18 protein-coding genes are annotated in these 21,233 nt (G+C 39.1%); 4 read left to right on the plus strand and 14 right to left on the minus strand.

Features of this window, described 5'->3' with window-relative positions; all coding sequences use genetic code 11:
• The first annotated feature begins 33 nt into the window (after window positions 1-33).
• Window positions 34-1,095 carry a hypothetical protein gene (locus tag I6F47_RS11095; RefSeq protein ID WP_165728836.1) on the plus strand — a complete coding sequence of 354 codons (1,062 nt, stop codon included), beginning with the start codon at window positions 34-36 and terminating at the stop codon, window positions 1,093-1,095.
• 68 nt (window positions 1,096-1,163) lie between these two features.
• On the opposite strand, the gene ttcA is transcribed toward I6F47_RS11095, so the two are convergent.
• From ttcA to ccoN, 11 genes are all read right to left on the minus strand, one after another.
• Complete coding sequence (gene ttcA / locus I6F47_RS11100; RefSeq protein ID WP_007585631.1) at window positions 1,164-2,078, minus strand: tRNA 2-thiocytidine(32) synthetase TtcA; 915 nt, start codon at window positions 2,076-2,078, stop codon at window positions 1,164-1,166.
• Between the two features lie 170 nt (window positions 2,079-2,248).
• Window positions 2,249-3,175 (minus strand): universal stress protein UspE, encoded by a 927-nt coding sequence (uspE, locus tag I6F47_RS11105; protein WP_197183860.1) that lies wholly within the window; start codon window positions 3,173-3,175, stop codon window positions 2,249-2,251.
• 103 nt (window positions 3,176-3,278) lie between these two features.
• Window positions 3,279-4,016, minus strand: coding sequence for an FNR family transcription factor (locus tag I6F47_RS11110; protein ID WP_007585636.1), 738 nt, complete (start codon window positions 4,014-4,016; stop codon window positions 3,279-3,281).
• 67 nt (window positions 4,017-4,083) lie between these two features.
• Window positions 4,084-4,755, minus strand: coding sequence for a sulfite exporter TauE/SafE family protein (locus tag I6F47_RS11115; RefSeq protein ID WP_197183861.1), 672 nt, complete (start codon window positions 4,753-4,755; stop codon window positions 4,084-4,086).
• On the minus strand, window positions 4,748-4,915 hold the full coding sequence (gene ccoS, locus I6F47_RS11120; RefSeq protein ID WP_002963071.1) for a cbb3-type cytochrome oxidase assembly protein CcoS: 168 nt from the start codon (window positions 4,913-4,915) through the stop codon (window positions 4,748-4,750). Before ccoS ends, I6F47_RS11115 begins: the two co-directional genes overlap by 8 nt.
• Window positions 4,912-7,287: a heavy metal translocating P-type ATPase gene (locus tag I6F47_RS11125; RefSeq protein WP_197183862.1), complete on the minus strand. Its 2,376-nt coding sequence runs from the start codon at window positions 7,285-7,287 to the stop codon at window positions 4,912-4,914. The genes ccoS and I6F47_RS11125 overlap by 4 nt, the downstream gene beginning before the upstream one ends.
• A gap of 8 nt (window positions 7,288-7,295) precedes the next feature.
• Window positions 7,296-7,787: a FixH family protein gene (locus I6F47_RS11130; RefSeq protein WP_101216175.1), complete on the minus strand. Its 492-nt coding sequence runs from the start codon at window positions 7,785-7,787 to the stop codon at window positions 7,296-7,298.
• Window positions 7,788-7,936: 149 nt separating this feature from the next.
• A complete protein-coding gene (gene ccoP / locus I6F47_RS11135) occupies window positions 7,937-8,971 on the minus strand; it encodes a cytochrome-c oxidase, cbb3-type subunit III (protein ID WP_024590464.1) in 1,035 nt (344 codons plus the stop codon).
• A complete protein-coding gene (locus I6F47_RS11140) occupies window positions 8,968-9,153 on the minus strand; it encodes a cbb3-type cytochrome oxidase subunit 3 (RefSeq protein ID WP_010554061.1) in 186 nt (61 codons plus the stop codon). The genes ccoP and I6F47_RS11140 overlap by 4 nt, the downstream gene beginning before the upstream one ends.
• 6 nt (window positions 9,154-9,159) lie before the next feature.
• Complete coding sequence (gene ccoO / locus I6F47_RS11145) at window positions 9,160-9,834, minus strand: cytochrome-c oxidase, cbb3-type subunit II (RefSeq protein WP_010554062.1); 675 nt, start codon at window positions 9,832-9,834, stop codon at window positions 9,160-9,162.
• 12 nt (window positions 9,835-9,846) lie between these two features.
• Entirely contained in the window at window positions 9,847-11,280 is a 1,434-nt protein-coding gene (gene ccoN, locus I6F47_RS11150) for a cytochrome-c oxidase, cbb3-type subunit I (protein ID WP_007585649.1), read from the minus strand.
• 339 nt (window positions 11,281-11,619) lie between these two features.
• Between ccoN and I6F47_RS11155 the strand changes: the two genes are divergently transcribed.
• The 3 genes from I6F47_RS11155 (at window position 11,620) to I6F47_RS11165 (ending at window position 16,567) form a co-directional block, all read left to right on the plus strand.
• Window positions 11,620-12,045, plus strand: coding sequence for a hypothetical protein (locus tag I6F47_RS11155; RefSeq protein ID WP_169043470.1), 426 nt, complete (start codon window positions 11,620-11,622; stop codon window positions 12,043-12,045).
• Between the two features lie 614 nt (window positions 12,046-12,659).
• Window positions 12,660-15,110 carry a TonB-dependent receptor gene (locus I6F47_RS11160; protein ID WP_007585660.1) on the plus strand — a complete coding sequence of 817 codons (2,451 nt, stop codon included), beginning with the start codon at window positions 12,660-12,662 and terminating at the stop codon, window positions 15,108-15,110.
• Between the two features lie 104 nt (window positions 15,111-15,214).
• On the plus strand, window positions 15,215-16,567 hold the full coding sequence (locus I6F47_RS11165) for a hypothetical protein (protein ID WP_007585662.1): 1,353 nt from the start codon (window positions 15,215-15,217) through the stop codon (window positions 16,565-16,567).
• A 49-nt stretch (window positions 16,568-16,616) separates the two neighbouring features.
• On the opposite strand, the gene I6F47_RS11170 is transcribed toward I6F47_RS11165, so the two are convergent.
• Genes I6F47_RS11170 through mfd form a run of 3 tightly spaced genes read right to left on the minus strand, consistent with a single transcriptional unit; the run spans window position 16,617 to window position 21,200 of the window.
• Window positions 16,617-16,871 carry a DUF3862 domain-containing protein gene (locus I6F47_RS11170; protein WP_197183863.1) on the minus strand — a complete coding sequence of 85 codons (255 nt, stop codon included), beginning with the start codon at window positions 16,869-16,871 and terminating at the stop codon, window positions 16,617-16,619.
• Between the two features lie 19 nt (window positions 16,872-16,890).
• Entirely contained in the window at window positions 16,891-17,727 is an 837-nt protein-coding gene (locus tag I6F47_RS11175; protein ID WP_024608292.1) for a peptidoglycan binding protein CsiV, read from the minus strand.
• Window positions 17,727-21,200, minus strand: a complete 3,474-nt coding sequence (gene mfd, locus I6F47_RS11180) for a transcription-repair coupling factor (protein ID WP_197183864.1) — start codon at window positions 21,198-21,200, stop codon at window positions 17,727-17,729. Before mfd ends, I6F47_RS11175 begins: the two co-directional genes overlap by 1 nt.
• Window positions 21,201-21,233: the final 33 nt, after the last annotated feature.

Consider the following 21,233-nt stretch of genomic DNA (forward strand, 5'->3'; position numbering starts at 1 on the left):
ACTATACGCCTTATAAAAGATTGAAATATAAAAATGAAAAAATTTTATGTCGTTGCTTTAATTATTAGCACTATTTTATTCTCGCTATGGTTTACAGGTAAAAATGATGCTCATAAAGTTGCTGAGCCAATAACACCTCAGGTTAAACACAGTGCGAGCGTAGCTGATTTATCGCCAGTAAAAGTGATCCCTATAGATGTACCTACAGCAAAAAAAACACAATCAAAAAAACAAATCGCGTTTAATGAAGACTTAACAAAAGCAGCGCAGCAAGTGGTTATGCAATATGAAAGTGCACTTAAATTTCCTCCTTATTCTCAGCCATTGAGTCCATTAGATGAAGATCGATTAAAGCCAAATCAATTCTACCCGGTATCGAGCCCTATTGATGAAAGTGGCGATGCTTTAACGTTAAGTCTTAAGCAATATCGTTTTGTATACCCAGAAGAAATAACAATAAAGATAAGCGCTCAAGGGCTTGGAAAAGTGGTCGTTGAGCTTGCAAATACAGATACAAAAGAAGTGTTAAATACCCATACAGGCAATGCGCGTGACGGTGAAGCAATTATAACATTTGAAGAGGATGAAGATTACCCTCGTAGCTTACAAGTGTTTGTAGAGGGTGATGTTGCCGGTAAAAAAGTTCCCGTAGTTGCACAAATTCAATATATGCCGCCTAGTGCAACTTTAACAGGTTTTGAAACTGCTTATGCACAAAACGAAAACATGATTTTGCCAGCTAACATAGCGGTAGTAAAAAGTGGTTTGTATCGTGTTAGGGCTAATTTATACAGTGGCGATACACCACTTGCTCATTTAGTATCTAAAGAGCGGTTAGCACAAGGAAGCCAAACACTTAATTTGAAAGCCCACTGGTCGGTATTACCACAAGGCATTACAGATATGCGCTTAAGCGACTTTGTTATTGAGAGAATGTCGCCAAGCCCAGGTGAGCGAAACAGCTTTGGGAATAGTGAAATAAGTCATTTTGATATTAACGATTTTTCGTACGATAGCTTGCAGCAATTACCATATCAGGCTAATGCACAAGAAAAGTTAAGTTTGGAATTTTTACAAGGCTTAGCTGAGAGTTAAAAATAGAACGCAATGCTGAATTGGAAAATTTAAGAGGGTTGTACATAAATACAACCCCCTTAAATTTGTTAGCTTAGATTTATAGTAACTACACTTGGCGCTTCTTGTTCATCAAGCTCATTAGCAACAGGCACTTTAGGAATATCTGGTTTATCAAGGGCTATATCGCCACCATCAATTACTTCACCTGTTTGTAAGTTTTTAAAATCAAACAAGTCGGCGTCAGCTAAATGTGAAGGCACTATGTTTTGCATTGCTGTAAAAATGCTTTCAATACGACCTGGGTGCTCCGCATCCCATTTAGCGAGCATTGTTTTTGTATGTTTACGCTGTAAGTTTTCTTGCGAGCCACATAGGTTACACGGAATGATAGGGTAACCTTGTACAAATGCGTATTGGCTTATGTCGCTTTCTTTACAGTATGCAAGTGGGCGAATAACCATATGCTCGCCGTTATCACTCATTAATTTAGCCGGCATACTTTTTAGCTTTCCGCCGTAAAACATATTTAAAAACAATGTTTCAATCATGTCGTCACGGTGATGCCCAAGGGCTATTTTAGTAGCGCCTAGCTCTTTTGCTGTGCGGTATAAAATACCACGACGTAAGCGTGAGCAAAGTGAACACGTTGTTTTACCTTCGGGGATAATATCGGTAACAATACTGTAAGTATCTTCTTCTACAATTTTGTATTCAACATTCAATTTATCAAGATACTGGGGTAAAACATGCTCAGGAAAATCAGGTTGTTTTTGATCAAGATTTACAACAACTAGGTCAAACTTTATAGGTGCTACACGTTTTAAATGTTGAAGCATTTCAAGCATTGTGTAGCTATCTTTGCCGCCAGAAAGGCATACCATTATACGGTCACCTTCTTCAATCATATTGAAGTCCATAACGGCTTGACCAGTTTGGCGACGTAAACGCTTTTGCAGCTTATTTAAGTTAAATTGAGCTTTAGCTTGATCTGAGTGTGACAATTACGCCCCCTAATAAAACAATACAGCAAAGTTATTTGCTAAAAATAAAGGGGCGTATTATACCCAAACCACCTGAATATGCGAGTTTAGGATGTAATTAAAATTGATTTAAACGTGCCTTATTAACACGTAAAAATAACTCGCTTATAACTTGCACATAAAGCTTAAAATTAATCCTTTGCCATAGGGCTCACGTAACCATCGGGCTTGAGTGCCAGTACATCACAGTCTAGGCTATCAATTACATGCTCTGCTGTATTACCTACAAGAGCGGCACTTAAGCCCGTGCGGCCTACAGTACCAATAACAACTAATTCGCTATTTAACCGCTTCGCTACATCAGGGATTACATCCTCTGGCAGGCCTTCTTCAATAAAACATTGCTCTGGGTTTAAATTAAACTCTGCAGCAAGTGCATTGGTTGATTCGTGATGATGCTTTTTAACTGATTCGTTATAAAGTCCTGGGTTAAACTCAGGAATTTCGATGGCGATATTAATAGGAGTTGCTGGGTAGGCATTAACTAAATTAAGTTTTGCGTTGGCAAGTTCACATAAATATTGTGCGTCTTTGATAATACGTTTATTGAGTGCTATATGTTCTTCATTTTCACTTACTGCATTTACTGCAGCTAAAATATTACCGTTTGCTGGCCACGCCATTTCTTTCACAAATAATACTGGAGCGGGGCACTTACGCACTAAATGCCAGTCTGTTGGGGTAAAAATAACTGATTTAAGTGCACCATGTTGGTGTGTGCTTTTAATTACTAAATCGTACTTTTCATCAATTACAGTATCGATTATGGCTTCGTAAGGACGATTATGCCAAACCACTTGGGTTTCAATATTTATATCTTTGTAAGGGGAAACTAAATCGTTTAGCCATAGCTGGCGATCTTTTAGTACGGCATCGCGCATTGCTTCGCGTTCATCGCCAGATAGCATAGTTGTCATTTCGTAAGAGAAGTCGTAAACCGTCATAAAGGCGGTAATACTTGCGCCAGATTTTTTAGCTAAATCTATTGAACGTGCTAAACCGTGTTGATCATCTTTGGTGGGGTCAATAACCGCAATAATGCGTTTAATAGTGTTCATATGCTACTCCATTTACCTAACGGGTGTACATTTAGTGTAACGTAAATATAAAACAGTTAAAGGGGTAGCATATAAATTGTTGTTCTAAATCAAACTATTTAATTTAGCGAGGCTTAACTATTGCCGCTGTTTTAGCCAAGGCATCATTATCTAAAATTGTAATAAATTTACCCTCTACTTTAATTAAGTCAGCTTTTTGAAAACGACTCAATAAACGGCTAATGGTTTCTACTGTTAGACCTAAGTAATTACCAATTTCACCGCGAGTCATTGTAAATCTAAATTCCTTACGCGAAAAACCACGCTCACCAAAACGCTCTGACAGGTTATAAATGAAACTAGCTAAGCGTTCCTCTGCTGATTTTTTGTTAAGTAATAACAGCATTTCTTGATCGTATGTAATTTCACTGCTCATTAAGCGCATTATTTGTTGGCGAAGCTTTGGTAATTTTCCTGATAGTTCATCAAGAGTATCGAATGGGATTTCGCACACCATTGACGTTTCAAGTGCTTGCGAAAAACTGGGATGAGTCATTTTACTTATTGCGTCAAAGCCAACTAGGTCGCCCGCTAAATGAAAGCCGGTAATTTGCTCATCACCTCGCTCCGATAACGTGTACGATTTAAATGAACCAGAACGAACCGCATAAATAGCCTGTAAAGGTGCACCTGATTCAAATAGATAGTCGCCTTTATGGAGTGGTTTTTTTCGCTCAATAATTTCGTCAAGCTTGTCCATTTCTTGGCCATTGAGTGAAAATGGCAAACACAATTGACTAATACTGCAGTTATTACAGCTAATAGCACAATTACCTTTAGCGCGACTTTGAGAAAAATCCATAATTTAATCCGTTTAAATTTTTATACACGACTGCAAAATAACCTTAAAGGTTAATAATGCGAATAGATTAATGTACCAGTTTGTCAGTTGCAATAATCAATAAGTAGATACCATACCAAATTATAACACTGCCTAATACAATTCGGGTCCATGGATGGTTAATAATCGTATTTAGTTTTTGCGCGGTAACGCCTAATGTGATCATCGCGGGAAAAGTACCCAAAGCAAAGCAAAGCATAACTAAGGCACCGTCAAGGGCACTTGGGCTAGTCATCGCCCATGTAAGCGCTGAGTATACAAGTCCGCATGGCAGCCATCCCCACAAAGCACCGTAACCTAAGGCTTTAAAAGGAGAGTTAATAGGCATTAAATATTTATTTAGTTTAACAATGTGTTGCCACACCAAGGTTTTGCCTATTTTCTCTAACCATTGCAAAGTAGGGCCCAAGCGCATTATATACACGCCAACGAGGAGCATAAAAATAGCTGCAATGAACGAAAGTACTAAAGAGAAGGAGGTGTTTTGCCTTGCAAATTGGCTGCTAATACCAGCAACAAGTGCACCTGCAGCCATATAGCTCAGTGCACGTCCAATATTATAAGCAAATGAATAGGTAAGTGTTTTACGTTTGTCACTTGCCAGTTGTAATGAGCTTGCAATACCACCACACATAGCAATGCAATGACCGCTACCGATTAGTCCCATTAAAAATGCGCTGGTATAAAGAGGGTCAATCATTACTTTTGTTATGTTGCTCTTTGTCATCTTCAAACAAAATACTATGACCTTGCTTGTTTAAATCCGAAAACTGCTCGCTTTTCACTGCCCAAAAGAAAACACCAATAGCAATAATGACGAACAAAATGGCGATAGGGATCAAAATGTAAATTATGCTCATAACTTTAATAGCCTTAGTGAATTACTAATCACAATAATTGAGCTGGCAGACATGCCAATAACAGCCATCCAAGGAGCAACTAAGCCCAACGCTGCCAGTGGTAATATTGAAGCATTATACAATAAAGACAGCGCAAGATTTTGCTTAATAATACGTCTGGTTTGTTTTGCTACATTAAGTAAGTGACCAATGGAGGCTAAATCGCTATTAAGAAGCACTACATCGGCGCTATTTTTTGATATGTCTGCACCGGTTTCCATAGCAATAGATAAGTGCGCACTAGCAAATACCGGGCTGTCGTTTACACCATCACCTACCATTGCAATGACTTCATTTTGTGAAGACCATTGCTCAACGGCGGTTTGTTTATCTTGTGGAGAACATCCAGATTGCACACTTTCAAGTTTAAGTTGCTTAGCTACTTTTTGCCCAGCATCTGACGCGTCACCGGTTAACATGTGACAGGTTAAGTTTTGCGATTGAAGTGAGTCTATGAGCTTTTTAGCATCGCTTTTTACTTTATCAACAAAGTAAAAGCGTGCAACAACTTGCTTATTTATATACAAGCTCGCTTGTGCATTCGATTTTTTGCTATTAAACCAACCACTTTTACCAATTGCGTAATGATTAGTTGCACCTTGTGCGCTAATTCCCAGTCCTGGATGTACTTCAACGTTATTAATACTGCGGTGAGCTGGCGTAAACTCATCAAATGCACTGGCGATAGGGTGCTCAGAATAACGTTCTAGCATGGCTGCTATATCTAGCACTTGCGCTTTTGTATATTGTTTATCGATTATATCTACTTCATCAAGGCTAAATTTACCTTGCGTAAGTGTGCCTGTTTTATCAAATGCAAATAAAGTAATTTGTGATAGCGTTTCGAGCACATGCGCTTGTTTTATTAATACGCCTTTGCGGGTAAGCGTTGCCACTGCACATGTAAGCGCGGTAGGTATGGCTAAACTCAGGGCACACGGGCAGGTAGCAACTAAAACCGAAATAGTGATCCAAAATGCGTGTTCTGGGTCAATTTGATACCAACCAATAGCTGTAAGTGAAGCAAATATGAGCAGGCACGCTATAAACCATTGCGCAACTTTATCTGTAATTTCAACCAGTTTAGGGCGCTTGGTCAATGCGTTGTGTTGCAAGCGTATAATTTGATTTAAAAGTGTATTTTGGCCAATTTTATTAATTTTTATTTCAATAACGCCGTCGTGGTTAACGCACCCGGCGTAGACATTGTGGCCAATAAATTTAGTTACTGGTTGATGTTCGCCGGTCATCATTGACTCATCAACCGTGGTTTTGCCTTTAATGAGTTCGCCATCGGCAGGAATTATCTCACCTGCTTTAATAAGTACTACGTCATTAAGTTTTAGTTTTTTAGCCGCAATTATAAGCTCTTCGCCACTTTCGTTAATGGTGCGGGCTGTTAATGGTAATAATTTTTGTAAATTGGCAGTAAACTCGCTGGCTTTTAAACGCGCTCTAAATTCAAGATATTTACCTAATAACAGTAAAAAGGTAAACATGCATACAGATTCAAAATACACTTCGCCGACTTGCATAAATGTGGCGTAACAACTTGCACCAAATGCGCCAAAAATAGCCAGTGATACGGGTAAATCCATATTGAGCTGTTTTGCTTTTAATCCATTTATAGCATTGGTTAAAAAGGGCAGTGCGCTATATAAAATAACCGGAGAGGCCAGTACCAAGCTGATCCATCTAAAATACTGCTCAAAGTTACTGTCCATGCCTGAAAACATGCCAAAGTACATGGCGAACGCAAACATCATTACTTGCATGGTCATTAAGCCTGCAACACCTAAGCGCCGAATATAGGCTTTGGCAGTTTGTTGCTTTTGTTGGGATTCAATATCTGATTGAAACGGGTAGGCTTTATAACCAATTTTAGCTAGGGAAGTAATAACTTCACTCAATGGGGTGCTGGTTTTATCCCATTGGATCATAGCGCGGTTAGTGGATGTGTTTACATCAACACGTTTTACTGAGGTTAAATTTAAGAGTTGTTTTTCGATAAGCCATGCACAAGCGGCACAGGTTATACCTTCAACGCTCAATAATACCTCTGAGATATCATCGTTAGTGGCTATAAATTCGTCTTGAATGTCTTCGTTGTCATAACTTTTTATAAATGCGAGTTGCTCAGGTACCAGCTGTTCGACCTTTCCAGCACGAACCGTTCGGTATTTATAATAATCGGTCATACCTTGATCAACAATATTTTGCGCAACAGCTTGGCAGCCAATGCAACACATTGGCTGGGCAATATCGTCAATTATAACGTTTGCGCTAAATCCGTTTGGCACACTTTCAAGGCAATGAAAGCAAGAGTTAGACATAGTTATTACTACTTATAATTAGGAGTAACTAAAACGGTTTGTTCAGTTGGTAACGTTATATTTTCTTTCATTTTCCAACTGCCATCTATTGGCTCAATAAAGACTGAGTAGGCGCCTTGTGTATACTCATTAAGTAATGCAGTAAATTCCTGATTGGCATTAGGAGTAAGTGTTGCTTCAAAGTCATGCGCTTTAATGGTGCGATGATAAAACGAGAGCTTTAATACATGCACGTTACTGCTGTCGCCTTTTGTAAACTTAAAGCTTACGCGGTCGTTGGTTACATTTAATTCGCCATGTAAATAAAGTGCTTTTGCTTTTTCAAACTTAGTCAGTTCTAAGTTTATTGCTTTACCTTTTTTGTAGTAGTCGTCAACAACCATATCTGGACCGTTACCTATTGCCGTAATAAATAAGCTAATACAGCCAATAATGGCAACTAACGGAAAAAAGATTAAAAACCAAGGCCAAAAATTTTTATACCACGGAGTAGGTTGCATAGTGTCTCTAAAATTAGTTTAGGAAGCGTTATTTTATAGGAATTATACGTAAAAGACTAAAAAAAAGCCTCACAGTGGAGGCTTTTTTGATCTGGATTAATCTATTGAATTAAATAAATTAATTTATAAACATTTTATTAACCGTGTGCTTATTTATCTTGCGATAAACTGTAAACATAGGCAGTTAATAAGTGAATCTTATCTTCACCTAAAATATCTTTCCATGCAGGCATTACACCGGCACGGCCGTGGTTAAGCGTTTCTTCAACAGCACGTTGAGAACCACCATATAACCAAATGTTATCAGTCAGGTTAGGCGCGCCAAATGGTAGGTTATGTGCAACCGACCCTTTACCGTCAGCACCATGACATGCGGCACACATTGCAAACTTAGCGGCACCTGCGTCTGCGTCTTTTTGGTTAACAGTACGACCAGAAAGGCTCAGCACATGTGCTGTCATTTCTTTAACGCCTTGTTCGCCAAGAGCAGGACCCCAAGCTGGCATTGCTGCAATACGACCATAAAGAAGTGTTTCTTTAATTTTGTCAGGTGTTCCGCCATATAACCAATCTTTATCAGTTAGGTTAGGGAAGCCAGTACCACCACGTGCATCAGAGCCATGGCATTGCGCGCAGTTTTGTGAGAATAAACGCTGACCAATTTCAATGGCGACTTGGCCATCTGTTTGCTCATGTTTATTATCATTATCAAGTGCTATTTGCTGCGCTGCATCACCTTCAAATTTAGAACTAACTAAATCTAAAACGGGTACTTGTGCAAGTTTATTAAAAATAGGACCAAAGCGCTCTTCTGCAGCTTCGTACTCTTTATCAAGTTTTACAAAGCGACCATCCGCTTTTGCCTCTGCAACTGCTTTTTTAGATTCAGCTAAAGACGTAATACCTTGGTTAGAGCTAGTCCATTTACCAAAACCTTCCCAGTTACCTAAACCTGGGAAAGCTGCAAGGTAATATACCGACCAAGCAAAAGTTGCGAAAAACATGTAAGTCCACCATTTTGGTAGTGGATTATTTAGCTCTTCAATGCCGTCAAATTCATGTCCACAGCTTTCACCTTCTTCTACGCCTGCATAGTTTTTTAAGTTCCAAACTAATAAGCCAAAGATGATGCATAAGCATGCAAGGGTTAATACAATAACCCAAATACTCCAAAAGCTAGTCATTTTTCAGACTCCTTTTCCTCGTTAGAGAGCGTGTTGTCATGTTTTTTTTCATCTTCAAAAATGGCATTAGCTGCGCTGTCAAAACGAGTTTTGCTTCGCTTGCTATATGCCCATGCAACAATCACAATAAACAATACTAAAATTACCAGAGTCAAAATACCTCTGTATGTTCCGTAATCCATAATTTTTTACTTCAAGTGGGTACCAAGTTGCTGTAAATACGCGATGAGAGCTTGGATTTCTGTTGCGCCTTTGCCATCATTCATAGCATTAACTTTATCAACATCTGCTTGAAGCTCTGCATCATCGCCATAACCTAACCCCGGATGTTTTGGGTTTTCTGGGTTAATAGCAAAAGTATCACGGAAAAGTTGTAGTTTTTTCAGAGTAAGGCTTGTATCAACCGTATTCTCTGCTAACCAAGGAAAGCCTGGCATGTTTGACTCAGGAACCACAGCACGTGGATCAACTAAGTGAGCATAATGCCAATCGTCCGAGTAGCGCTTACCAACACGAGCCAAGTCAGGACCAGTACGTTTAGAACCCCATAAAAACGGATGATCCCATACTGATTCGCCTGCTACAGAGTAGTGACCATAACGCTCAACTTCATCACGAAAAGGACGAATCATTTGTGAGTGACAGTTAGAACAACCTTCACGTACGTAAAGGTCGCGGCCTTCCATTTCTAAAGCGTTAAGAGGGCGTAAACCCTCCACTGGTTTAGTTGTATCGTCTTGAAACATTAGCGGAGTGATCTCAACTAACGCGCCGAAGCTAATAGCAAAAACAGTCAGAATAGCCATAAGGCCAACGTTCTTTTCTACTATTTCATGTTTGTTTTGTGAATTTTTCTTGCTCATCATCTCACTCCGTTATGCTAATTGTGCTTGCGCGTCTAGTTTCAGAGATTCTTTCTCAGCTGAAATAGTGCGGTAAACGTTATAAGCCATAACTAACATACCCGTTACGATGAATACACCGCCTACAAAGCGCATGATATAGAAAGGATGCGACGCTTCTAAAGACTGCACAAAGCTGTACATTAATGTACCGTCAGCATTCACTGCACGCCACATTAGACCTTGCATTACACCTGAAATCCACATTGCAACAATGTATAAAACAACACCTACAGTGTGTAACCAGAAGTGGGTATTAACTAATTTAACGCTATACATACGACCTTGCGCGAATAACGCAGGAATTAAGTGGTAAATAGCACCAATTGAAATCATAGCAACCCAACCTAGTGCACCTGAGTGTACGTGGCCGATTGTCCAATCTGTGTAGTGAGATAACGCATTTACAGATTTAATTGCCATCATTGGACCTTCAAACGTAGACATACCGTAGAAAGACAATGAAACAACTAAGAAGCGTAGTACTGGATCAGTACGTAGTTTATGCCACGCGCCAGATAGCGTCATAATACCGTTAATCATACCACCCCAAGACGGTACGAATAGGATAATAGACATAACCATACCTAAACTTTGCGTCCAATCAGGAAGCGCCGTGTAGTGAAGGTGATGAGGACCAGCCCAGATATATAATGAAATTAGAGCCCAAAAGTGAACTACCGATAAACGGTATGAGTAAACTGGGCGACCTGCTTGTTTTGGTACAAAGTAATACATCATACCCAAGAAACCAGCAGTAAGTAGGAAACCTACAGCGTTATGACCGTACCACCACTGAACCATAGCATCTACCGCACCCGCATAGATTGAATATGATTTAGTTAACGACACAGGCACTGCCATGCTGTTTACAATGTGTAGTACTGCAACAGTGATAATAAAGCCAGCGTAGAACCAGTTAGCAACATAAATATGCGACACTTTACGCTTAATTAAAGTACCAAAGAATACAATAGCGTAAACAATCCAAACCACAGCGATTAAAATATCGATTGGCCATTCAAGTTCTGCGTATTCTTTTGAGCTAGTAATACCAAGTGGTAATGTAATTACTGCTAATACAATAACTAGCTGCCAGCCCCAAAAAGAAAAGGCGGCGAGTTTGTCTGAGAAAAGACGCGTTTGACAAGTACGTTGTACGACGTAATAAGACGTCGCAAAAAGTGCACTGGTACCAAATGCGAAAATTACTGCGTTCGTGTGTAACGGACGTAGTCGAGAGTAAGTTAACCATGGTGTATCAAAGTTAAGTGCTGGCCAAGCTAATTGGGCAGCAATCAGAACCCCAATACTCATGCCAACGATGCCCCAAATCACTGTCATAATAGCGAATTGGCGTACAACCTTATAGTTATACTCAGTTTGTGATGCTACTGTTTGGCTCATTTTCTGGCTTCCGCTGCAATAAATGCGTTTAGAAATGAATTACCCACCTTTAAAAGTGGGGCCTACTATTTTCTCAAGCGTGTTATCTAAAACTTTCAATACATGAAAGCTTCAGAAAAAAAACTTGAGAAACCCTTATTTTTTGCGGGTGAAATGATAAATTTTTTGGCCTAAAAAAGATAGGTCAATTACATAAAATTATGACATCAATCAATTTTTGTGAGCTTGTTGTTTATTTTTTGATACAGTTTGTGCCTAATTTGGCTTAATAGTAACACTCGCACTTGTTATTTGCAGTCGCGATTATTAGTATTTGTTTTTCTTTAGTGCGAAATTGTTATGCTTATATATAGATTAAGTTTATTCACGGCGGTATTTTTTTTATTAACAGCGTGTGATTTTTCCAAAAATACAGGTGAAAAGTTTCTAAAAAATGCCACATGCACAGCCAATTTGCCTTGTACTTTTTCAAATGATGTTAAAGTATGGTTAAGCGAGAAAACCCTTTCTCCCGAAACTCCATTTACTATTTTTAGTGATTTACCAACAAACCTTACAATTGAAGATGCCAAGCTTAAAGGCATTACTATGTATATGGGTTACATTCCTCAGCAATTTAAAAAACATAATGGCCTGTGGCAGAGTAATACCATGGTTGGCATTTGTTCTGAGCAAAATATGCTCTGGAATTTAGAGCTAACAGTTAAAGATAATACAACCTCTTTAATACAAACACTAAATTACTCTTTTTATGTAACGTATTAGGCTTAATACCTAACTTTCATGCAATCCATTTACCATTAGCAATTTGCATTGTTATCCATACGATTATTTAAGCGATAAGATCACTAAAACTGCTATTTGAATCAAGTAGCCAATTAAGTTTTTATAATATGAAACTAATTCAATAAAGACACAGTTTTAATTGTGGCTGAACAAAAAGTCTAATCAAAAAAACCGCAAAGTAGTCAAATAAAGCTATTTAAGCACCAAACATGCGTAAATTCGGTTAGTAATTAACATTTAGTTTTGCGGTTTTAATAATTTGCTGTGATTAACTTGTTAATTTATCTGAATTTGGTACATAATTCGATTAGTTACATTGAATTACAAAGTTGACCAGTTTGGTTTCAACTGTGTTATTTAAGTATCTTAAATTGTTTATGTTATTGATATTTAAATGTATTTATTCATTAACAATGAAACAAGTTGTAACGTATGTCCCCAAAAGAGTTGTTCTATTTTGTTGGTTGATAAAAAACGCACTGGCGTTAAGTTTTCGTTCAGTTAAAAGCGCCTAAGTTGCCCATCTGACTCACTATTCTTATAACAAGTGAGCATTACCAATAAAGGTAAACTTCAACAAGTAGGGTTCTTTCATGAAAAAATCAACTCTTGGCTTAGCTGTAATTGCAGCAATACCAATGTTCTCAAGTGTGCAAGTTTTAGCGGCTGACGAAGCAGCTACATCAATTGAAAAAATTCAGGTGACGGGCTCTCGTATTAACCGTACTGATATGGAAACAGCAAGCCCAATCACAGTTATCGGTGATGACTTCATTGCAAAAAGTGGTTTCACATCTGTTGCTGACATACTTTCTACTCAGCCATCAGCTGCTGGTATTAGCTTAGGCGCTTCAAGTAATAATGGTTCTGGCGGTTCAGCAACAGTAAACTTACGTGGTATGGGTTCACAACGTACGTTAGTACTCCTAAACGGTCGTCGTATGGTTTCTTCAGGTACCGGCGCAGATTCTTCTGTTGATTTAAATACCATTCCTGTAGCAATGATCAAATCTATCGAAATCTTAAAAGACGGCGCGTCTGCAGTATATGGCTCTGATGCTATTGCTGGTGTTGTTAACATCATAACAAAGAAAGATTTTGAAGGTTCAGAGCTAAACGTTGAAGGCAGCCGCACTACAAAAGGTGATGGCAATAACTACGGTGTTAGTTTATTACACGGAATGAATATTGCCGATGGCAACTTAGTTGTTGGTGCTCAATACTCAAACCGTGGTGAAGTAATTCAGTCGGATCGTCGTTTTGTAGAGCCTGGCGAGTCTTCATTTATCCCTGAAGGAACACTGGGCGGCAGAACTTACCAGGGTAATGGTGTTTTTGCAGATAGAACTACTTCATACGACTTTACAACATCAAGCTATGCTCAAACACCTAATGAGCTATACAGCTTATTTACTAGTTTTGACAAAGAGCTAGACTCAGACACTACATTTAATGTTGATTTGATGTATACACGTCGTGAATCTAATCAACAACTTGCACCACAACCAGCAAGTATTGATTTAAGTACTTCTAGCTTGGATTCAACTTACACAGATAGCTTCCGTGACGCAGATACAGGCGATCTTGCTGACTCTTTAGAGTACAGAAGAAGAATGGTTGATGCTGGTCCTCGTATTTATGAGCAAGAAACTGACACTTACCGTGTATCTGTTGCATTACAAGGTTTATTAGATAACGATGCAAGCTGGGATGTAAGTGCAACTTACGGTCGTAATGACTCAAAAGATAAAGTTCAAAACTCAATTAATGCAAGTCGAGTTGAAGAAAGCATTTATGCAAACCAAGCTCTTTGGTTCAGCGGTGATTCTTTAGATCGTAGCTTATTAACATCTAACGATTCAATTTATACTGAGTCAAACGAAGGTGGTAACGAGCAATTTATTCTTTCAGCTGGTTATAGCGCAGTAACAGAAAGTGATATTGGTTACGCAATCGGTGTAGAAAACCGCTTTGAAAGTGGTTACTACACACCAGATCTAATTACTCAGCTTGGTGAGAGCACAGCTGCACAACAAGATCCAACTGAAGGTGATTTCTCAGTACAGTCTATCTACTTTGAAACATCTATGCCGGTATTAGAGACTGTTACCCTTGAAGGTGCTGCTCGCTACGATAACTACTCTACCTTTGGTGGCGAAACAACGTGGAAACTTGGTGCAACGTGGAATGTAACTGAAGAGTTTATGGTTCGTTCTGTATTAGCTACTGGCTTTAGAGCACCAAACGTATCAGAACTGTTTGGTGGTAACTCAGGTTCGTACGATTACCTAGCTGATCCATGGGGCAACGAACAAGATGCTCAAATACTTGTAAACTACACAAGTGATAACGATCTTAAAGCCGAAGAAAGTCGCTCTTTCACTTTTGGTATGGTTTGGGAAGTAGCTGACGGTTTATCAACAACTCTAGATTACTGGAAGTTTGATATTACTAATGCGATTACTCGCTTAGATGTTCAAAACGAAATGAATAGCTGTTTTGCAGGTGACTCAGAATCATGTTCATCAGTAAACATTACACAATCTGGTGACTTATCTAACCTAAGTTCAGCACTTACTAACGTAGGTTCTCAAGAAACGTCAGGTGTTGATTGGAATATTAGCTACTCTGCAGATAACTACCGTATAAACCTTGATACAACTTATTTAATTAAGTTTGAAGAAGATGACATTAATTATACAGGTACTATTGATGGCAACATCGGTGGTTACTCTAAAATAAAGTCTAACCTTTCAGTTAATTACGATCTAACTGATTCATTAAATATCCTTTATAACGCAAGATTCCTTCGTGGAATGGATGGTGACTACTACGGTGAAAACTTTAGTACTGACAACGTTATTTACCACGATATTTCAATGAGCTACAACTTGAATGATGCATTACGATTTACTGGTGGCATGAACAACATTTTCGATAAAGAGCCTGAGAAAGTATTAGGTGGTAACGATATGGGTACTGTTCCAGAAGTTTATGATGTAATTGGTTCACGTGTTTTTGCAAGTGTAAACTACAAGTTTTAACTAGCACATTAATCGTATTAAGGCTCAGTATTTACTGAGCCTTTTTTATTGAACAAAACAAAGGAGACAAGTACACTAAAACGATATTTTAGAAGGAGAACTGATTGTTAAAACAAGATGAAAACTTATCTTTTGTCATTGAACCAGAGCTAACTCCTCGTTCTGAACAGCGCATAGATCTGTATTTTTCTATCCCTAATGAAATGGGGATTAATCCGCAAACGCTTACCGAAGAATCTTACTTTAATAACCACTTTAAATCGCATTTAGCCTACAATGCTAACAATATACACTTGCCATTAGTACGAAGCCGTTTTGTTAGTAAAAACAAAGGTGAGCAGCAAGATTACCGTCAAAACCTTAATTTATTTTGTTACCAAGTGCGTTTAGCCCTTGATGCCGACATTAAAGACGCGTTAAAAATTGATGAAGCAGAAGACTTTTATAAACGCGCTAACGAAGTATATGAACAAAGTGAAGGACTTTTAAAAAAGCTGCGTCGCTACACGCCAGATGACGAAAAACTACTTCCATTTTTTACCAATGCTGACAACTATTTAAGTTGGCATGTCGAGCAATCATTTTTAAAGCTTTTAGATGAAGGCCCACGTAGTAGCGATTATGCAAAAGAGCGTAACGATTTACTGCAGTTTTGTAAAAACGAAAATACGTACCGAGCAGAGAAAAGCTACAATTCTGAAACCACCATGCAAGACGCAAATCGAATAACAAATAAAATGCGCTTGTTACAACGTTTAATTGAGCATGGCGTTATATTACAGCGCCAAACGCGTTTTCTTAACAGCTACCTTAAACGATTAGTTAAAGGCACTGTAACAGCTGTTATCATGGCATTTGTGATGGTTGTGATACTTAATGCCCGCTCAACGTTTACTGAAGTCACCGCGACGCTTATTTTAATTTTGGGGGTCATTTACGGACTACGTGAAATATTTAAAGAAGACATTACACGTATGATCTGGCGAGCTATTGTACAAGGGCGACCTAAGTGGCGATTTAGTTTTAAAAATAGTATTACCAAAGACAAAATAGCGAGTCAGCTAATTTGGCTTGAATACACACGCTTTAAAAAAATACCTAAAGAAGTTAGATCTATTTTTTCAAAGCGTCGTCAGCAAAATAAACAAGCCGCGCAGTGGTTACACTTTGCAAGTGAGACACGTGTTAGTGCAAAAGAATTTTTACCCGGTTACGATACACTGCAACAAACACTGCAATTTAGTCTTGCACCATTTGCGCGTTATTTAAAGCGTGGTGAAGGGAAGTTATATCATTTAGATAGTAATAAAATTTCTAAGCAGGCGGTTGAACGGCGCTATCAACTTAACATGGTGCTTGTGCTAACTGAGGAAGATAGAACACTCTACCAACGCTATAAAATAACGTTAAATCGTAGTAAAATCGTTAATATTGAGCTTATCTACTCCAAAAAATGAATTTTAGTAATTAAAAAAGGGACTGATAAAATCAGTCCCTTTTTTAAATTTATTTATTAGCTAAACCATGTTTACTATATAAAGTTACTTTGTTTGATACTAGCGTGATCTCGATATTTTTTGCTTCGTCGCCCCACACACAATTAGTATGCAGTGTTTTTTCAACACAATTATCTGCACTTCCCAAAATGGTTTCAACTTCAGTCTTCTCCATACCTACTTTGATTTTTTCGTAACTCTCAAGACTTACTTTAGAACAAGCCGCAAGGCTTAGTGTAGCTGCGATGATAAGGAGTTTTTTCATTGTTATATCCTACTTAGTATTAATGTTTGAATTTTCTGATTTGGACGATCATGCCCATTCGTGGGTGGTCAAAGTAATGTACTTCACCACTTATTACACGTCTAAACTGAGAAAAGCGGGCTGACTCTATATCGCCATTTTCTAGTTTTTGGCTAATATCAAAATTAGCTGTAATGTATAAATAATGTCGTAAGTGTATTTTAAATAAACCGTCTAGTTCCCATTCTGCTTTTGATTGGTTTGGGTCGTTAAACAGTTCAGGTTGTGAGTTTAATAAACTTACAAAATCAGGATTTGAATAGCTAGGGGTTACGTTGGAATCACTTTTAAGGTGTTTACCTGCTATTAAATGCATACTTGGAGCACGCGATTTACTTGCGCCTTCAAAGCGCCAGCCAGTATGTAGAATAGGTGTTAATCCTTTGCGATCTAGCTGTCGGTACTGCGCTTTAAATTGCAGTTGTTCTGGCGCTAATAAATAAGTTTGCTGCATATCATCTTTAGCGGGTGCTAGAGGTGTTATAGGTAGCTCATCGTAGCTTTGTAGGTAGTTTGTACTGTCACCGCATACACCCGATTGTGGGTTTGAATTAACTAATGAGTCGGTAAAAGAGCGTTTTTGAAAACGCTCATCACCATCTATACATGCTTGCATTGCTTGCTCTGTATAAAGAGGTGTCATTAAATCTAGAGAGTTTTTATCCTCAATAGCTTTGTGCTTAAGTGTAAAATCTTCTTGCAAATACGGAGCAGGGCGCTGCTTAAATACAAGCACCTCAACCTCAAACCAGCGTTCTGCAAATGCAGTGCTGCTAAACAAGCAGCATAAAATAACTAGCGATTTTTTTAGCAACATTAATGGCTAACCTTTTTTTCGAAATCTGCAATCATTGCAGTGACCATTTTTAAGCGTTCGCGAGCGTTAGCTTCACTAATTGCAAAGCGCAGTTTATTTGCGCCATCCATTTTGTACACCTTAGGCGCACTTTGTATCAAACCAATGATGAAGCTAGGGTTAACCTTAGTATCTTGGCTAAACTCAAAGTAACCACCTTTTGGATTTGCCTCAATTTTTGTTATCCCTAAATTACTTGCCTGCATTTTTAATAATTGTAGGCTAAATAGGTTTTTAGCGGCATCAGGCAGTAAACCAAAGCGGTCTATAAGTTCTACCTGTAGTTCATCCATATCATCAAGGTTAGCACAACTAGCAACTCGCTTGTACATACCTAGGCGTGCATTAACATCGTGTATGTAATCATCAGGTAATAGTGCAGCCAGTTTTAAATCTACTTCGGTTTGTTTTTTAAGTAGATTTTCAAGCGTTGGCTCTTTTCCTTCACGTAGCGCATTTACGGCTTGCTCAAGCATTTCCATGTACAAACTAAAGCCGATTGTTTGCATTTGACCTGATTGATCGTCGCCAAGTAACTCACCGGCGCCACGAATTTCTAAATCGTGTGTAGCGAGAGCAAAACCCGCGCCTAAATCTTCCAACGATTCGATTGCTTGTAAGCGTTTACTCGCGTCTTTAGAGAGTGCTTTAGGGTCACCTGTGAGTAAATAGGCATACGCTTGATGATGGCTTCGACCAACTCGTCCACGTAATTGGTGTAATTGCGCAAGGCCAAGTTTATCTGCTCTATCCATAATAATGGTATTGGCTGTTGGTACATCAATACCGGTCTCAATAATCGTGGTACATACCAGCACGTTGTATTTTTGATGATAAAAGTCAGTCATTATTTGCTCAAGCTCTTGCTCGCGCATTTGACCATGGGCTGAGGTGACGCTTGCTTCAGGCACCCATTCACTAATTTCTTGCGCAACACGGTCAATAGTTTCCACATTGTTATGCAAAAAGTAAACTTGGCCACCACGTTTAATTTCTCGCAGTACGGCTTCGCGTATTAGTTCTACATCGCGTTGGCGTACAAAGGTTTTAACCGCTAAACGTTTAGCCGGTGGCGTTGCAATAATTGATAAATCGCGCATGCCGCTCATGGCCATGTTAAGTGTACGCGGTATTGGCGTTGCAGTTAGTGTGAGTATGTCTACATCAGCGCGCAGTGCTTTAATTTTCTCTTTTTGACGAACACCAAAGCGATGCTCTTCATCAACAATGAGTAAGCCTAAATCGTTAAATTTAATGTCATGCTGAATAAGTTTATGTGTGCCAATAACTATATCGAGCTTACCGTTTGCCATTTTTTCAAGCGTGTCTTTTTGCTCTTTAGTGGAGTTAAAGCGCGAAAGTACACCAACTTCAATAGGAAAATCAGCAAAACGATCTTTAAAGTTTTCATAGTGCTGCTGAGCCAGCAAGGTGGTAGGCACTAAAATTGCCACTTGTTTATCATCGTTAACCGCTACAAAAGCAGCGCGCATGGCCACTTCTGTTTTACCAAAGCCTACGTCACCACACACTAAGCGGTCCATGGCTTGCTTTGATTGCATATCACCTAACACCGCTTCTATGGCGTTGCGCTGATCGTCAGTTTCTTCAAACGGGAAGCTATCGCTAAATTGGCGATATGCAGGGGCGTCTAGAGTAAACTTATTACCGGGTTTTGCTTGGCGCTGTGCATAAATGTCGAGTAATTCTGCTGCTACATCGCGAACTTTTTCAGCCGCACGTTTTTTTGCTTTTTCCCATGCATCTGAGCCAAGCTTATGCAGCGGGGCGCTAGCTTCTTCACCGCCAGAGTAACGGCTCAGCATATGCAATGCAGACACTGGCACGTAAAGCTTAGCTTCACTTGCGTAAGTAATCGTAACAAACTCAGTAATTACACCTGCGGCATCAATTGTTTGCAAACCTTGGTAACGGCCAACACCATGATCGAGATGCACAACAGGTTGGCCTTCCTTAAGCTCAGCTAAATTACGGATTAGCGCATCTTGGCTGGCTTCGTACTTGTGCTTGCGGCGTCTGCGCTGAGATACTTTTATACCAAGCAGTTCTTGCTCGGTAATAATAGAAAGGCTTGGTTTAGTACCAAGTACTACACTTTGTTCAAGCGGGCTTACTATTAAACCTACATCACTCGCGCTTTTTGTAAATTGTTCGAGTGTTTCAAATTCTTTAAATTTTAAACCGCTTGGTTTTAGAATGCTCAGTAATGATTCGCGACGACCATCGGATTCAACACTGAGTAATATGCGGCCTTTTTTCTTTTTTTGCTCTGCTACATAATTTATAAACGCGGCATAAGGTTCATGCTGCTTATGATCAATTCGAATAGCAGGCAGCTCGCTAACGCTTAAGTTTTTATTGCCCGCTTTAGTACCAAGCTTTGCAAGGGATAAACGAATACGTGCAAAGTTGCCTAAATTAGAAAACAGCTCTTCAATAGGCTGATAAAGCGCATTGGGTTCAAGTAATGGACGAAGTGGGTCAACTCTGCGGTTCTCATAGCGTACATTTACATCGTGCCAAAAGGTGTCTGCCGCGTGCTCTAAATCACCCAGCTGCATAACAGTTGTCGTATCTGGCAGGTAGTCAAAAATAGTCGCTAGCTTTTCAAAAAACAACGGCATGTAGTATTCGATACCGGCAGGCCAGTTACCTTTGCTTACTTGCATGTATACAGAGTCTTGCTGCGAGCTTGCACCAAATTTTTCGCGGTAGCTTATTCTAAAACGTTCAATATCAGCGTCGTTAGTAGGAAATTCATGCGCTGGAAGTAGCTCAATTTTATCTACTTTTTCATCAGAACGCTGCGTTTCTACATCAAATAAGCGAATTGTATCGAGTTCGTCATCAAAAAAGTCGAGTCTAAATGGGTGCGGGCTACCCATTGGGTATAAGTCAACGATAGAGCCGCGTATAGCGTATTCGCCGTGCTCCATTACTTGTTGAACATTTAAATAACCGGCTTGCTCTAAATTGTCACGAAAGTTATGAGTGTCTAGTTTGTCGCCTACTTTAAAGTTTATTGTTGAACCGTAAATAAACGAGGCCGGGGCTGTGCGCAACATTAAAGTAGACACAGGCACAATTAACACACTTTGTTGTTCTTTTTTTAAGGTATTTAAAGTGGCTAAACGGGCTGAAATAATATCTTGATGGGGAGAAAAGTGATCGTATGGCAGAGTTTCCCAATCAGGAAATACCATTACTGGGTTATCGGGTAATAAATATTCTAATTCTGTTTCAAGGCGTAGTGCGCTTGGTGTATCAGGTGTAACAATCAAGACTAAGTTGTCTTGTTGTTTAACGCCTTCAGCAATGGCAATACTTAAACCACTTCCGCTTAGCTGGCCCCATTGAATTTTATCTTTTTGAGATTTTACCCAAGGCAAGGCTGCCCATTGCTCAAACGCCATTTATTACTCCATTTATAGTTGGCTCTTAGCAAG

This window comes from Pseudoalteromonas sp. NZS37 (assembly GCF_015864265.1).
Lineage (GTDB): Bacteria > Pseudomonadota > Gammaproteobacteria > Enterobacterales > Alteromonadaceae > Pseudoalteromonas > Pseudoalteromonas arctica.

Bases quoted from the DNA above. Each gene is read 5' to 3' on its own strand.
- I6F47_RS11140 (WP_010554061.1), bottom strand. From the start codon at position 9,153: ATGGATTACGGAACATACAGAGGTATTTTGACTCTGGTAATTTTAGTA.
- uspE (WP_197183860.1), bottom strand. From the start codon at position 3,175: ATGAACACTATTAAACGCATTATTGCGGTTATTGACCCCACCAAAGAT.
- I6F47_RS11115 (WP_197183861.1), bottom strand. From the start codon at position 4,755: ATGATTGACCCTCTTTATACCAGCGCATTTTTAATGGGACTAATCGGT.
- I6F47_RS11095 (WP_165728836.1), top strand. From the start codon at position 34: ATGAAAAAATTTTATGTCGTTGCTTTAATTATTAGCACTATTTTATTC.
- I6F47_RS11170 (WP_197183863.1), bottom strand. From the start codon at position 16,871: ATGAAAAAACTCCTTATCATCGCAGCTACACTAAGCCTTGCGGCTTGT.
- ccoP (WP_024590464.1), bottom strand. From the start codon at position 8,971: ATGACTAGCTTTTGGAGTATTTGGGTTATTGTATTAACCCTTGCATGC.
- mfd (WP_197183864.1), bottom strand. From the start codon at position 21,200: ATGGCGTTTGAGCAATGGGCAGCCTTGCCTTGGGTAAAATCTCAAAAA.
- I6F47_RS11155 (WP_169043470.1), top strand. From the start codon at position 11,620: ATGCTTATATATAGATTAAGTTTATTCACGGCGGTATTTTTTTTATTA.
- ccoO (WP_010554062.1), bottom strand. From the start codon at position 9,834: ATGAGCAAGAAAAATTCACAAAACAAACATGAAATAGTAGAAAAGAAC.
- ccoS (WP_002963071.1), bottom strand. From the start codon at position 4,915: ATGAGCATAATTTACATTTTGATCCCTATCGCCATTTTGTTCGTCATT.
- I6F47_RS11110 (WP_007585636.1), bottom strand. From the start codon at position 4,016: ATGGATTTTTCTCAAAGTCGCGCTAAAGGTAATTGTGCTATTAGCTGT.
- I6F47_RS11130 (WP_101216175.1), bottom strand. From the start codon at position 7,787: ATGCAACCTACTCCGTGGTATAAAAATTTTTGGCCTTGGTTTTTAATC.
- I6F47_RS11175 (WP_024608292.1), bottom strand. From the start codon at position 17,727: ATGTTGCTAAAAAAATCGCTAGTTATTTTATGCTGCTTGTTTAGCAGC.
- ccoN (WP_007585649.1), bottom strand. From the start codon at position 11,280: ATGAGCCAAACAGTAGCATCACAAACTGAGTATAACTATAAGGTTGTA.
- I6F47_RS11160 (WP_007585660.1), top strand. From the start codon at position 12,660: ATGAAAAAATCAACTCTTGGCTTAGCTGTAATTGCAGCAATACCAATG.
- I6F47_RS11125 (WP_197183862.1), bottom strand. From the start codon at position 7,287: ATGTCTAACTCTTGCTTTCATTGCCTTGAAAGTGTGCCAAACGGATTT.